This window comes from Nocardiopsis endophytica, assembly GCF_027706725.1.
In the GTDB taxonomy this organism is placed as follows: domain Bacteria; phylum Actinomycetota; class Actinomycetes; order Streptosporangiales; family Streptosporangiaceae; genus Nocardiopsis_A; species Nocardiopsis_A endophytica.
Map to the genome: position 1 here is coordinate 1 of NZ_JAQFWQ010000162.1, position 13,131 is coordinate 13,131.

Genomic DNA, 13,131 nt, shown 5'->3' on the forward strand with positions numbered 1-13,131 from the left:
TCGTCGGCGAAGGAGTCCAGCTGGTCCACCATCGTGTTGACGGTGTCCTTCAGCTGGAGCATCTCGCCCTGGACGTCCACCGTCACCTTCTTGGTCAGGTCGCCCCGGGCGACCGCGGTGGTCACCTGCGAGATGTCGCGCACCTGGTTGGTGAGGTTGTCGGCCATGGAGTTGACGTTGTTCGTCAGGTCCTTCCACGTGCCGGAGACGCCCTTGACGTTGGCGCGGCCGCCCAGCTTGCCCTCGGTGCCCACCTCCCGGGCCACCCGGGTGACCTCGTCGGCGAACGTGGACAGCTGGTCGACCATGGTGTTCACGGTCTCCTTGAGCAGCAGCATCTCGCCCTGCACGTCGACCGTCACCTGGCGGCTCAGGTCGCCGCGGGCCACCGCCGTGGTGACCGTGGAGATGTCGCGCACCTGCGCGGTCAGCCGGGAGGCCATCTGGTTGACCGCCTCGGTCACGTCCAGCCAGGCGCCGGAGACGCCCTCGACCTCGGCGCTGCCGCCCAGCTTGCCCTCGGTGCCCACCTCCCGGGCCACCCGGGTGACCTCGGTGGTGAACTTGCTCATCTGGTCGGCCATCCGGTTCACCGACACCGCCAGGCGGCGCAGGTCCCCGTGCAGGTCGCCGCGGCGGCTGGTGAGCTCGGCGCGCTGGGACAGGTCGCCGCCGGCGACCGAGTCCAGGATCCGCGCCACCTCGGTGACCGGCTCGCTCACCTCGTCGAGCATGTGGTTGAGGGCGCGCACGCTCTTGCCCCAGGCGCCGCGCGCGGGGCTCACCGAGACCCGCTCGGTCAGCCGCCCCTCCTCGCGCACCACGTCGCCCACGCGCTGCAGCTCGCTGCTGAGCTGCTCGCAGTGGTCGAGGACCTCGTTGAAGACGGCGGCGATCTCGCCCGCCTTGCCGTCGGCGCGGTGGTTCAGCCGAACGCTGAAATCACCGTCGCGCATACTGTAGAGGGCGCCGAGAAGCTCATCCATGTGCTCTTCCGTCGCCGGCGCCCGGGTCGCCTCGGGCATCGATCCCCTCCTAAGCACTGCGTGCGGGGCCGTGGGCCGCCGCCCGCGCCACCGCCGCCGGGGGGAGCGGGGACGCGGGGTCCGCGGTGGTCACACCGCGCGGCCGGGCTGCTCGGCACAGGGCCGTTCTGCCATCATGACTTGCGTTGTCTCCTACTGTGCCCACGTGAACGCGTTTCCGACACCGCTGGGGGCCGGTAGTGGGCGAGATGGGGGTATGGGTGAATCATGCGGATGCGGCACCAGGGCTCGTCCGCCCTCGACCGACACTGAAGGAAACCGTACGGCTTCACAATGCCACATGACGCGATGAGGGTCGCCCACAGGGAGTTCCCCCCTGTACCGGAGGCGGCGGGAGACGCCCGCGTGTTCGTGCGGGAGACACTCGACCAGTGGGCCGTGGGCCGGTCCGCCGACGACGCGGTGCTGCTCGCCAGCGAGCTGGTCACCAACGCGGTGATCCACGCCGAGAGCCCGCTCGAGGTCACCGTGCGGCGGCTGCGCGGCGCCATCGAGGTGGTCGTGGCCGACCGCGTCCCCGAACGGGCGGTGCCGCAGGCCGGCCCGCTGACCGTGGACACCTCCCCCTCCACCGACAACGGCCGCAGCGGCGGGCTCGGGCTGGCCCTGGCCGCGGCCATCGCCTCCTCCTGGGGTGTGGCCTACAGCAAAGAGGACAAGGCCGTCTGGTTCCGCGTCATGGACGCCGACGACGCGCCCGAGGCCCCGCTGGCCCCGCCCGAGCCGGTGCGCCCGCCGCGCCGACGCGCGCCCCGCCCCGGCCCGTGGGCGGCGCTGGACGCGGCGCTGTCGGCCCGGCTCCCCCTGCCCGACCTGCTCGACCGCACCGTGGAGTACGCGCGGTCCGCGCTGGGCGGCGACGCCGCCTACATCTCGCTGGCCACCACCGACGAGACCGAGTGGGAGGTGCGCGCCGGGATCGGGCTCACCGACGGCCCTTGGCGGCCGTTCCGCAGCCGCACCGAGGAGACCTTCCCGTCGGCGGCCCCGGCGCCCGGTGCGGTGATCAACGACGACCTGATGCTGGCCCGCGCGCACCGCGGGCGGCTGGCCCAGGCGGGCATGCGCTCGCTGGTGACCGCGCCGCTGATCGTGGAGGGGCGCATCACCGGGCTGATCGGGGTGGCCTCGCGGCGCATCCGGCACTTCGGCGACACCGCGGCGCGGCGGCTGCAGGAGGGCGCCGACAAGATGGCGCTGCCGGTGGAGCGCGCCCGGCTGGCCGAGGTGGAGCTGCAGCGGCGGGCGTCGCTGAGCTTCCTGGCCGAGGCGAGCGACCTGCTCACCGGCACCCTGGACGAGCCGCTGACCGCGGCGCTCGCCGCCCAGCTGACCACCTCGCGGCTGGGCGACTGGTGCGCGGTGCACATCATCAACGACCTCGGGGTGACCCGGCTGGCGCACGCGGTGCACGCCAACGAGAACTACAACGACGTGCTGCGCACCCTGCTGTCCACGCTGCCCCCGCGCGAGCAGCGCGGACCGCGGCCGCTGTGGAACAGGGAGATGGTGGCCGCGGCCGGGCTCGAGGACGAGCTGAGCATGGAGCTCGCGGAGAGCCCGGCGATCAGCATCCCGCTGGTGGCGCACGGCCGCGAGCTGGGCCGGATGACGCTCGGGCGGCAGGCCGAGGCCGACTTCACCCGCGAGGACGTGGACGTCGCCAACGACCTGGCGCGCCGGGTGGCCTCGGCGATGGAGAACGCGCGGCTGTACGCCGGGCAGACCGAGATGAGCGAGGCGCTGCAGCGCAGCCTGCTGCCGGCCAAGGAGAAGGAGCCGGAGATCCCCGGCGTCGACCACGCGGTGTTCTACCGCCCGGCCGACGAGCGGACCGTGGTCGGCGGGGACTTCTACGACGTGTTCGCCACCGACGGGCGGTGGTGCTTCGCCATCGGCGACGTGTGCGGCACCGGGCCGGAGGCGGCCGCGGTGACCGGCCTGGCCCGGCACACCCTGCGGGCGCTGGCGCGCGAGGGGTACTCCCCGGCGCACATCATGCACCGGCTGAACCTGGCGATCCTGGACGAGAACACCTCGACCCGGTTCCTGACCATGCTGTACGGGGAGATGACCCCGGTCGGCGGGCCGGGCGAGGGCATGCGGCTGCGCCTGGTGTCGGCGGGCCACCCGCTGCCGATCAAGCTGGACCGCAAGGGCGAGGTGCTGCCGGTGGGGACCTCGCAGCCGCTGCTGGGGGCGTTCGAGGACGTCGACTTCTTCACCGAGACGGTGGAGGTGACCTCCGGCGACGTGCTGCTCGCGGTCACCGACGGGGTGACCGAGCGCCGCAGCGGGACGAGCATGCTGGGCGACGAGGGGCTGACGGAGATCTTCTCGGCGTGCAACGGGCTGACGGCCCAGGCGGTGATCGTGCGCATCGACCGCGAACTGGAGGAGTTCGCCCCGGGAGGCCACACGGACGACACGGCGATGCTGGTGCTGCGGTTCCTGTAAGAAGCGAGCGGCCGCAGGTCTTCCGCCCCGCTTCCCATCAGCCGCTGTCAACAGGCTCCATGTTCCCACCCTGCCAGAGCCGAGTAGCTCCTATCCTGGAATCCGTCACCTGATTGAGGAGGCCCCATGCCGCCGTCAGAGACACTGCGACTCACGGCGAGGATCTGGCCGGAGGAAGACGGGTTCGTCATCCAGTGTGTCGAGAACGGTGTGACGACCGAGGGCGACACCTACGAAGAGGCCCTGAAGAACATCCAAGAGGCCGTCGAGCTCTACTACGAAGACGAGGACGCCGACTTCGACCTCATCCACCCCGAGGCCGCGGTCGTCCCGTTCGCCATTCGGCTGAGCGCATGAGCCCTCGCGCGAAGCGCTTGTCCAGCAAGGATCTGATCAAGCTGCTGGAGAAGGCGGGATTCGACCACGTGTCCACCCGGGGTGACCACTACAAGATGCGGCGTGCCGGCACGACGGTCGTCGTGCCCCTTGGGCGCGACCCGCTTCGTATCGGCACACAGAAGTCGATCCTCGCGGAAGCTGGGCTGAGCGAAGACGACATTCCCTGACCCGCTCCGCTCACAGCCAGCCCATTTCGTGAGCCTTGGCGGCGGCCTCGTGGCGGGTGGCCGTGCCCGTCTTGCCGATGGCCGACGACAGATGGTTGCGCACCGTCCCTCGGGCCAGGCCCAAGTCGGCGGCCATGTCGGCCACCGTGCGGCCGTCGGCCGCGGCCCGCAGCACGTCGGACTCGCGCGGGGTGAGCGGGTTGTCCCCGGCCATCAGCGCCGTCGCGGCCAGGGCCGCGTCGATGCTCTTGCCGCCCGCGTGGACCGTCCGGATCGCGCCGGCCAGCTCCTCCACCGGGGCGTCCTTGCCGACGAAGCCGCGCACGCCCGCGTCCAGGGCCCGCCGCAGGTAGCCCGGGCGGCCGAAGCTCGTCAGCACCAGCACACCGCACCCCGGGCGGCGGTCGGCCAGGCGGGCGGCGGCCTCGATCCCGGTCGCGCCCGGCATCTCGATGTCCACCACGGCGACGTCGGCCCCGTGCTCGGCGACCGCGCCGACGACCTCGTCTCCGCGCCCCACCTGGGCCACGACCTCCAGGTCCTCCTCCAGCCCCAGCAGCGCGGCGATCGCCCCGCGCACCAGGTGCTCGTCGTCGGCCAGCACAATCCTGATCACTCGCCGCCCCCCTCTCCCCCACGGACGGCCGCCTCCGCGCCGACGCTCTCCGGGAACTCGGCGCGGACGAGGTAGCCGCCGGCGCCGTCGGGCCCCGCGGTGAGGACGCCCCCGGCCCCGGCCACGCGTTCGCGCATCCCCGCCAGGCCGCTCCCGCCGCCGCCCGCCGCCCCGTCGACCCCGGTGCCCGCCCCGCGCGGGACGCCGTCGTTGGCGACCTCCACCACCAGCGCCCCGCCGCCGCGCCGCACCGCGACGCTGAAACGCCGGGCGTCACTGTGCCGCAGCGCGTTGGTGCCCGCCTCGCGCACCACCCACGCCGCCGGGCCGGTCAGGCGAGCGGGCACCTCCTCGCCGATGTCCACCGAGCAGGCGGCGCCGGCCGCCCGCAGCGCATCGCATACCGACCGCGCCTCGGCCGCCAGGTCGGCCTCCCTGTACCCGGCGACCGCGGACCGCACCTCGGCCAGCGCCTCGCGGGCGGTCCCCTGCACCGAGGCCATCTCCTGCTTGGCGGCCTCCGGGTCGCGGTCGACCAGGCGGGAGGCGAGCTGGCTCTTGACCGCGATCCCCGACAGGCTGTGGCCGAGGATGTCGTGCATGTCCCGGGCGATCCGGAGGCGCTCCTCGCTCGCCGCCAGCCGCGCGCGCACCTCCCGGCCCTCGACGGCCTGCTCGAACAGGTCCCACAGCGTCATGAGCCCCGAGGTCAGGACGGTGAAGGTCCCGCCTCCGACGATGCTCCCCCAGACGATCCCGACGGCGTGGAGCACCATGACGTCCCAGGCTCCGTCGGCGGTGAACGGGGCCGCGATGATCGGGACGAACACCAGCGGCGCCCCGATCAGGGTGGCGTGCAGGCGCCGCCGGGGCAGGCACAGGAAGACCGCACCCCACCACATGCCCAGGAGCATTCCGGCGTGGAACTGCGGATCGCGGACCTGGTACGGCGCGGCCAGCAGGAACGCCACCACCAGTAGGGCGTAGGTCGTGTAGTAGGTCCGGTCCTCCCTGCCTTTCAGCCGACCGAACCTGACCGCCCCCAGGAGCAGCGCGTACACGCCCAGGGGGACGCTCACCACCGCGGCCGCGACGTACCGCCACAGCTCCGGGAAGTCCTTGCCGAACCCGTCGTAGGCGAGCTCGATGCTGAACAGGATCACCAGCGGGAACACGGGGACCACTGACCCGTAGATCCCGAGCAGGACCCGCCTCGCCCGGCGCAGGGCCCTGTCGTCCGGCGCCTCCATCGGCCCTCCCTCTCGTGGGACGCCCCGTCCCGTCGACGCCGCACCACTCTGCCGCCGGGCGGTCCGCCACAGGTAGTCGTCGGAGTCACCGGGCGCCCGTGACAAATGGCACGGGTGCCCGTCCGGCCCCGGAACGCGCACAGTCCCCTGCGTCACCGGGCCGCGCTGAGGGCCGTCACCCGTGCATCCATGACAGATGGCACAAGGGCCGACCGGGCGCCCCCGCCCCGCCTGCGCGTACGCCGAGCCGCCTGCGGCCGTGCCCCGAGCCCGGTCCCGGGTCGGCCGCCGGGGGCGCCCTTATGGTCCTGCCGATCGACGAGGACGCGGCACGGGCCGCGGGCAGAGGAGGCGGCGGTGACGGTGGAAGCACGGGCCCCGGAACGGGGCGAGGGCGCGGGGACGCGGGGCGGGGCGGCGGTCGCCGTGCGCGGCCTCACCAAGGAGTACCGGGGGCACCGCGCCGTGGACGGGGTGTCGTTCACGGTCGCCCGGGGCCGGGTGACCGGTTTCCTGGGCCCGAACGGCGCGGGCAAGAGCACGACGCTGCGCATGGTGTTCGGGCTGGTCCGGCCGGACGCGGGCGACGCCGGGGTGTTCGGCCGGCCGTACCGGGAGCTGCGCTCCCCGGCCCGGCGGGTGGGGGCGGCCCTGGAGCCGGGGGCCTTCGTGCCGGGGCGGACCGGCCGGAACCACCTGCTCTGCGCGGCGGGCCCGGCGGGGTGCGGCCCGGAGCGGGTGGACGAGGTGCTGGAGACGGTGGGGCTGACCGACGCGGCGCGGCGCCGGGTCGGCGGCTACTCGACGGGGATGCGCCAGCGGCTGGCGCTGGCGACGGCGCTCCTGGGCGAGCCGGAGCTGCTGGTCCTGGACGAGCCCGCGAACGGGCTGGACCCGGCGGGGATGCTGTGGCTGCGCCGCTTCCTGCGGGGGTTCGCCGAGGCGGGAGGGTCGGTGCTGCTCTCCAGCCACCTGCTCGGCGAGATGGAGCAGACCGTGGACGACGTGGTGCTGCTGGACCGGGGGCGGCTGGTGCACGAGGGGCCACTGGAGGAACTGCTGCACGACCGCCAGTGCGTGCTGTCGGCGCCTTCCGGGGCGCGCCCGGCGGCCCTGGCCGAGGCGATCGCCCAGGCAGTCGGGGCGGCCGGTCTCCGGGCGCGGGTGCTGCCCGACGACCGGGTGTGGGTCGACGCGCCTGAGCGCGAGGCGCTGGCCGCCCTGGAGGGGCGGGAGGGGACGGCCTCTACGGCGGAGGGGGTCCGCGCCGAGCGGTGCACGTTGGAGTCCGCCTTCCTGAAGCTCACCGGCGACGAGAACGACGAGAACGGAGGCCGCGCATGACCACGCTGGTCGGGGCCGAGATCCGGAAGCTGACGACCACCCGGTCCACGTGGTGGCTGCTGGGCGCGCTGGCGGCGGTGTCCGCTGCTTTGACGGGGGCGATGCTGTTCGCGGGGTACGCGCTGGACTATGCGGGCGCCGCACCGGGGGTGCGGGAGGGCGCGCTGCTGGTGTACCGCCAGCCGGCGGCGACCGTGTACGTGATCCCGCTGGTGGTGGGGACGCTGCTGGTGACGCGGGAGTACCACACGCGCACGATCGTGCCCACGCTGCTGGGCGAGCCGCGCCGGGGCGTCGTGTACGCGGCCAAGGTGCTGGGCGGCGCGGCGGCGTCGGCGGTGTGCGCGGCGGCCGCCGTGGCGGTGACGGCGGCGGTCGCGGCGTCGGTCTTCGCGGCGAACGGGGACGAGACGTTCCTGGCCGACGGCGCGGTGGTGGCGACGCTGGCCGGGACGTTCGGGTCGCTGGCCCTGTGGGGCCTGATGGGGGTGGGCCTGGGGGCACTGCTGCGGAACCAGGCGGCGGCGCTGACGCTGGCCCTGGTGGCGACGCTGCTGCTGGAGCCGGTCCTGGGGATCGTGCTGAACACGGCGGACATGCCGGAGGCGGCGGCCTACCTGCCGGGAGGCGCGGCGAACCGGATGGCGGGAGGCACGGCCTTCGGCGAGGAGGGGTCGGCCCTGACCGGTTTCGCGGTCCTGGCCGGGTACACGGCGGCGGCCTTGGCGGCGGGAGCGGCACGCTTCCTGCGCTACGAACCGTAGCGGACCACCGCGGGGGCGACGAAGGTGGCGGCCCGTGCCGCAGCGCTGTCGGCCGCCGGGCGTGTGCGTGGCCACCGTTGATGGCGGCGACGGAAGGACCGGTGCGGTTCCCCGGCCCCGCCTGCCGTCCGGCGGGCCGCAGTCGGTCCGGGCAGGCGACGCGACCGGGTGGGCGCCATGCCCACCCGCGCCCCTCGGTGCCCTCGTTGATCTCGGGAAAACCGCCCCTACCGGGGCGGTTTTTGCGTCGTTTTCCCCGAGATCAACGAGGGGGCGGCGAGTCGGGGGTGCACTGGTGTTGATCTCGGGGAAGTCGGGCTTATCGTGTCCGTTTTAACCCCGACTTCCCCGAGATCATCGCGGAGGGGGCCTTCCGAGCGGCACATACCGGGCATAACGGGCGGTGGGAGAGGGGTTCGGGCATCCTGTGTCGTGGAATCGACGCTTTTTGGTGGATCAGGCGACTCTCCTATGTCTGTCAAGCCGGTCGGGGCGATTTCACCACCCAATCCGCCCCCGCACCACCCAAGCGCCCCCCTCGGCGATGATCTCGACGAAGGTGCTGCCATTCCGGCCGTTTTGACAGCACTCCTGTCGAGATCATCGCCAGGAAGGGAGCACCGGGCCGACAGCCGCCACGAGCGCGGGCGGCCACGTGCCCACCCGGCCGCGCCGCCACCCGGACCGCGAGGAGCCAGACGGACGGCAAACAGCACCGAGAACCCGCCCCGCCGTCGCCGTCGCTGCCCACTCCGGTGACCACCCGCACACGCCGTATCCCGACAGCGCTACCGGAAGGGCCGCCCTCCTGACCTCGTCGGCGCTCACCACCCGACACCCCGCCAGCCCACCACCCGGCCAGGACCCGTGAGCAGGGCACCACCCCAGCCGCCCCCACCCGAACCACGAGCAGCCAGACGGACGGCAAACAGCACCGAGAACCCGCCCCGCCGTCGCCGCCCACACCGGTGACCACCCGCACACGCCGTATCCCAACAGCGCTACCGGAAGGGCCGCCCTCCTGACCTCGTCGCCGCTCACCGCCCGACACCCCAGCGGCCCACCGCCCGGCCAGGGCCCGTGAGCGGGGCACCAGCCCAGCCGCCCACCCACCCGAACCACGAGCAGCCAGACGGACGGCAAACAGCACCGAGGAACCGACTCGCCGTTGCCGTCGCCGCCGAACACAGCGACCACGCACACGCCCGGCGGCCGACAGCGCTGCGAGGCGTGGTCCCCAGCTTCACCTTCGCCGCGCCATGGACCACGCGGACCGCGCGAGCCACGCGGGCCACGCGGGCCACGCGGCTACAGCCACCCCATTTCCTGGGCCTTGCGGATGGCTCCCAGGCGGTTGCTCGCTCCCGTCTTGGTGATGGCCGAGGACAGGTAGTTCCGCACCGTGCCCTCTGTCAGGTGGATGGTCTTCGCGATCTCGGCCACCTGGAGGCCGTCGGCCGCCGACCTCAGCACCTCGGCCTCCCTCGGCGTCAGCGGGTTGTCGCCGCTGGTCATCGCTGCCGCCGCGAGCTCGGTGTCGATGTAACGGCCGCCCGCGTGCACCTTGCGGATCGCGCCCGCCAGCTCGTCGACCGGGGCGTCCTTGGCCAGGAACCCGCGCGCCCCCGCGTCCAGCGCCCGCCGCAGGTAGCCCGGGCGGCCGAAGCTCGTCAGCACCAGCACCCCGCACCCCGGCGCGCTCCGCGCCAGCCGCCCCGCGACCTCCAGCCCCGTGGCGCCCGGCATCTCGATGTCGAGCACCGCGATGTCCGCGGCGTGCTCGGCCACGGCGGCCTCCACCTCGTCGCCGCGCCCCACCTGGGCGACGACCTCCAGGTCCTCCTCCAGCCCCAGCAGCGCGGCGATCGCCCCGCGCACCAGGTGCTCGTCGTCGGCCAGCACGATCCTGATCACGTTCCCGCTCCCTTCGGCGCCCGCTCCCGGGCGCCCCCGTCCGCTCCGGCCGGCGGTCCGACGGGCAGTACCGCCCGTAGCAGGAAGCCGTCGCGCCCGCTGCGCCGCGCCTCCAGTGTGCCGCCGACGGCCGCCACGCGCTCCGCGAGGCCCGTCAGGCCGTTGCCCCGGCCGGGGTCGGCGCCGCCCTCCCCGCCGGTCTCCGCGCCGTCGCCCGCCCCGTCACCAGCCCAGCCATCCGCGCCGTCGCCGGCCCCGTCGCCCACGCCGTCGTTGGTCACCTCCACGACGACCCGCCCCTCCTCGCGGCGCAGCACGACGCCGCAGTTCTCGGCCCTGCTGTGCCGGACCACGTTCGTCCCGCCCTCGCGGACCACCCACGCGGCGGGCGGGCGCACCGCCTCGGGGACGTCCTCCGGTGCCCCCTCCACCGTGAGATGGGCGCCGGTGGAGGCCAGGACGGCCCGCAGGCCGTCCAGCTCCCGCGCCAGCTCCACGTCGCGGTAGCCGGACACGGCTCCGTGCATCTCGCGCAGCGCCTCCCCGGTCGCCTCCCGTACCCGGCGCATCTGGTCGACCGCCTGGTCGGGGGCGCGCTCGGCGAGCCGGGCCGCCAGCTCGCTGCCGACGGCGATGCCGGTCAGCCGGTGCCCCAGCAGGTCGTGCATGTCGCGGGCGAAGCGCAGCCGCTCCTCGCTCACCGCCAGCCGCGCCCGCGCCCTGGTGCCCGCCGCGGCGGCGCCCGCCAGGTCCCACAGGAACAGCAAGCCCAGATGGCCGACGTACATCAGCACCGCCCACACGGCACCGGCGACGACCAGCAGCGCCACCAGCCCCCAGTCGGCCGGGTCGAAGAAGACGGCCCGCACCCAGGGCGCGGCCAGGAGCAGCGCCGTCGGGGCCGCCATCCGTGCGGCGGAGTTGGCGACCCCCGCCGCCGACCACCAGACCCCGGCCACCAGGGCCGTGCCGACCCACATGTCGAGGGCGGCCACCTCCGCGGCGAGGAGCAGGACCGACGCCCAGAACAGACCACTCGTCGACGTCGCGCCGTTCACCCGACGCCACACCATCCGGATCGAGAGTGCGGCCAGAGGGACGGACAGCACCAGCGCCGCGACCCGCCGCCACGGCGCGATGGCGTCCCCGACCGTGAGCACCGTCTGAACGCTGAACAGGGCGATGGTCAGGGCGAGGAAGGCGAGGGCGCCGAAGACGATCCACCGCGCCGTCCGCCACCGGGGGTCGTCCGCCGTCTCCCCGGGGGTGCCCGGCGCACCGCTGCCGCTCGCCATCCGCCCCGCCGTCCCTTCCCCGGGCGCGGTACCGGGCTCCGGTGACCGTCCCATGTCTCTCACTCTCCGCCGTCGGCACCGCTACCCGGCGCCGACGCCCTCTCCCGGCCCGCCTTCGGCTCCGGGGACCGGCAGGACCACGCGCAGGACGAACCCGTCCTCGCCGCTCGGCCCGGCCTCCAGGGTGCCGCCGGCGGCCGCGACGCGTTCGGCCAGCCCCGTGATGCCGCTGCCCGGTTCCGCACCGGCCGCCCGCGGCGCCCCGTCGTTGCGCACCTCGACGACGACCGTGCCCTCCTCGCGGCGCAGCACGATGGCGCAGGTCCCGGCGTCGCTGTGCCGGACCACGTTCGCCGCGCCCTCGCGGACCACCCACGCCGCCGGTCCTCGCACACCGGCCGGGACCTCCCCGGCGCCGCCCTCCACCGACACCCTGATCCCGGACGCCGCCAGCACGCCGCCGACGTTGTCCAGCTCCTGTCCGAGGTCCACCTCGCGGTACCCGGCCACCGCGCCGCGCATCTCGCGGAGCGCCGTGCGCGCCGCCGACTGGACCTCGCGCATGCGCTCCGCCGCCGCGCCCGGGTCGCCTCCGTCGGCCAGCCGGAGCGCCTGGTCGCTCTGCGCGGCCATGCCGGAGAGGCTGTCACCGAGCAGGTCGTGCACGTCCCGGGCGAAGCGCAGCCGCTCCTCGCTCACCGCCAGCCGCGCCTGCGCCTCCCGCCCCGCGACGGCGTCCCGAGCCAGCTCGTAGAGCCAGACGGAGGCGAGGTTGCCGCTCATCGCGAGCGGGGCGTAGACCGCGCCGACCGCCCACACCAGCGCGATCTGGTCCCAGGGGACGCCGCCGGAGGCGTACTCGTACCAGGCGGACAGCGCCCACGGCGCGATGAGGAGCACGGCCGTGGCCGACCACAGGGCCCTTCCGCGCGCGCACAGGTAGGCGGCGGACCACCAGGCGCCCAGGAGCAGCATGGTCCAGAACCAGATCCCGAGCGCCCACGTCACGGCGAGGGTCAGCGCGAAGGAGGACCAGTAGAGCCACGGGGAGGGGTGGGCCCCGGAGAAGACCCGGATCACCAGCATCCAGAGCGTGAGCCCGGCTAAGACCACCGCGCCCGCGATGCCGACGGCGTCCTGCCACCCGGTTTCGGCGATCCCGAGGACGGCGGGGACGGTGAGGGCGACCACCGCGAAGAGGAGGATCTGGACCGAGGTGAAGCACAGCATGGCGAAGGCCACCCATTGGGCGGTGCGCACCCGCCGGTCCAGCCGGGAGGTGCCGTCCCCCGGGCCGGGGCCCTCGCCGCCGTCGTCGGCGGGGCCCTCGTTTCGGCCGCGACGGCGGACCAGGCGGGTACGGAGCATGCACCGATGTTCCCCGCCCGGGCGCGGTCGGGCAAAACCGGCCCCGGCGGGACCGGGCCGTCCTCCCGGCCCCGCCGCGGATCCCCCGGGCGGGCGCCCGCGTCCGCCCGGGGGCGGGACCCGCGGCCGACGCAGGTCCCGTGTGAGGCCCAAGAATGGCCGCCACAGGACCGCCGTCGACAGATGCCGCTGTCACCGCTCCCCTTTAACACCGGGGAGGGCATGTTCTGTGACAGATGTCAGGATCCGACGGGGCGACCGACCGACGGGCGGCGACGAGGGCCGGGGCCCATACGGCAGCGCCGTCGGGCACGGCGCGTGCGCATGGCCACCGTGGCCCCACCGCCCGGATGCCCCTGCCCCCTCCTCGTTGATCTCGGGAAAAACGCCCCTACCAGTCCGGTTTTTGCGCCCTTTTCCCCGAGATCAACGAGGGAACGGCGGCACGGGGGCGCGCTGGTGTTGATCTCGGGGAAGTCGGGCTTATCGTGTCGGTGGTTTCTACTGTTCA

11 protein-coding genes are annotated in these 13,131 nt (G+C 74.3%); 5 read left to right on the forward strand and 6 right to left on the reverse strand.

From position 1 onward, the window contains the following. Positions 1–1,025, reverse strand: a 1,025-nt coding sequence (locus O4J56_RS30560) for a HAMP domain-containing protein (protein ID WP_270690609.1), incomplete at its 3' end; no start/stop codon positions are given. A gap of 309 nt (positions 1,026–1,334) precedes the next feature. Between O4J56_RS30560 and O4J56_RS30565 the strand changes: the two genes are divergently transcribed. From O4J56_RS30565 to O4J56_RS30575, 3 genes are all read left to right on the forward strand, one after another. After that, positions 1,335–3,503: a SpoIIE family protein phosphatase gene (locus O4J56_RS30565; RefSeq protein WP_270690610.1), complete on the forward strand. Its 2,169-nt coding sequence runs from the start codon at positions 1,335–1,337 to the stop codon at positions 3,501–3,503. A 126-nt stretch (positions 3,504–3,629) separates the two neighbouring features. Next, complete coding sequence (locus O4J56_RS30570; RefSeq protein ID WP_270690611.1) at positions 3,630–3,860, forward strand: type II toxin-antitoxin system HicB family antitoxin; 231 nt, start codon at positions 3,630–3,632, stop codon at positions 3,858–3,860. Further along, positions 3,857–4,069, forward strand: a complete 213-nt coding sequence (locus O4J56_RS30575; RefSeq protein WP_270690612.1) for a type II toxin-antitoxin system HicA family toxin — start codon at positions 3,857–3,859, stop codon at positions 4,067–4,069. Before O4J56_RS30570 ends, O4J56_RS30575 begins: the two co-directional genes overlap by 4 nt. Positions 4,070–4,079: 10 nt before the next feature. Here the strand turns inward: O4J56_RS30575 and O4J56_RS30580 are convergent, their stop codons facing one another. Together O4J56_RS30580 and O4J56_RS30585 are read right to left on the reverse strand one after the other, a co-directional pair. Then, positions 4,080–4,685, reverse strand: a complete 606-nt coding sequence (locus O4J56_RS30580) for a response regulator transcription factor (RefSeq protein WP_270690613.1) — start codon at positions 4,683–4,685, stop codon at positions 4,080–4,082. After that, the gene (locus O4J56_RS30585; protein WP_270690614.1) at positions 4,682–5,935 is read right to left on the reverse strand and encodes a sensor histidine kinase; all 1,254 of its coding nucleotides are present in this window, start codon (positions 5,933–5,935) and stop codon (positions 4,682–4,684) included. Before O4J56_RS30585 ends, O4J56_RS30580 begins: the two co-directional genes overlap by 4 nt. 357 nt (positions 5,936–6,292) lie before the next feature. On the opposite strand from O4J56_RS30585, the gene O4J56_RS30590 reads away from it, so the two are divergent. Next, a complete protein-coding gene (locus O4J56_RS30590; protein ID WP_270690615.1) occupies positions 6,293–7,279 on the forward strand; it encodes an ABC transporter ATP-binding protein in 987 nt (328 codons plus the stop codon). Next, entirely contained in the window at positions 7,276–8,043 is a 768-nt protein-coding gene (locus tag O4J56_RS30595) for an ABC transporter permease subunit (protein ID WP_270690616.1), read from the forward strand. The genes O4J56_RS30590 and O4J56_RS30595 overlap by 4 nt, the downstream gene beginning before the upstream one ends. A 1,308-nt stretch (positions 8,044–9,351) precedes the next feature. On the opposite strand, the gene O4J56_RS30600 is transcribed toward O4J56_RS30595, so the two are convergent. Genes O4J56_RS30600 through O4J56_RS30610 form a run of 3 tightly spaced genes read right to left on the reverse strand, consistent with a single transcriptional unit; the run spans position 9,352 to position 12,620 of the window. After that, complete coding sequence (locus O4J56_RS30600) at positions 9,352–9,957, reverse strand: response regulator transcription factor (protein WP_270690617.1); 606 nt, start codon at positions 9,955–9,957, stop codon at positions 9,352–9,354. Continuing rightward, entirely contained in the window at positions 9,954–11,306 is a 1,353-nt protein-coding gene (locus O4J56_RS30605; RefSeq protein ID WP_270690619.1) for a sensor histidine kinase, read from the reverse strand. Before O4J56_RS30605 ends, O4J56_RS30600 begins: the two co-directional genes overlap by 4 nt. 27 nt (positions 11,307–11,333) lie before the next feature. Continuing rightward, positions 11,334–12,620 carry a sensor histidine kinase gene (locus O4J56_RS30610; protein WP_270690620.1) on the reverse strand — a complete coding sequence of 429 codons (1,287 nt, stop codon included), beginning with the start codon at positions 12,618–12,620 and terminating at the stop codon, positions 11,334–11,336. Positions 12,621–13,131: the final 511 nt, after the last annotated feature.

Bases quoted from the DNA above. Each gene is read 5' to 3' on its own strand.
- O4J56_RS30605 (WP_270690619.1), bottom strand. From the start codon at position 11,306: ATGGGACGGTCACCGGAGCCCGGTACCGCGCCCGGGGAAGGGACGGCG.
- O4J56_RS30585 (WP_270690614.1), bottom strand. From the start codon at position 5,935: ATGGAGGCGCCGGACGACAGGGCCCTGCGCCGGGCGAGGCGGGTCCTG.
- O4J56_RS30570 (WP_270690611.1), top strand. From the start codon at position 3,630: ATGCCGCCGTCAGAGACACTGCGACTCACGGCGAGGATCTGGCCGGAG.
- O4J56_RS30565 (WP_270690610.1), top strand. From the start codon at position 1,335: ATGAGGGTCGCCCACAGGGAGTTCCCCCCTGTACCGGAGGCGGCGGGA.
- O4J56_RS30610 (WP_270690620.1), bottom strand. From the start codon at position 12,620: ATGCTCCGTACCCGCCTGGTCCGCCGTCGCGGCCGAAACGAGGGCCCC.
- O4J56_RS30595 (WP_270690616.1), top strand. From the start codon at position 7,276: ATGACCACGCTGGTCGGGGCCGAGATCCGGAAGCTGACGACCACCCGG.
- O4J56_RS30575 (WP_270690612.1), top strand. From the start codon at position 3,857: ATGAGCCCTCGCGCGAAGCGCTTGTCCAGCAAGGATCTGATCAAGCTG.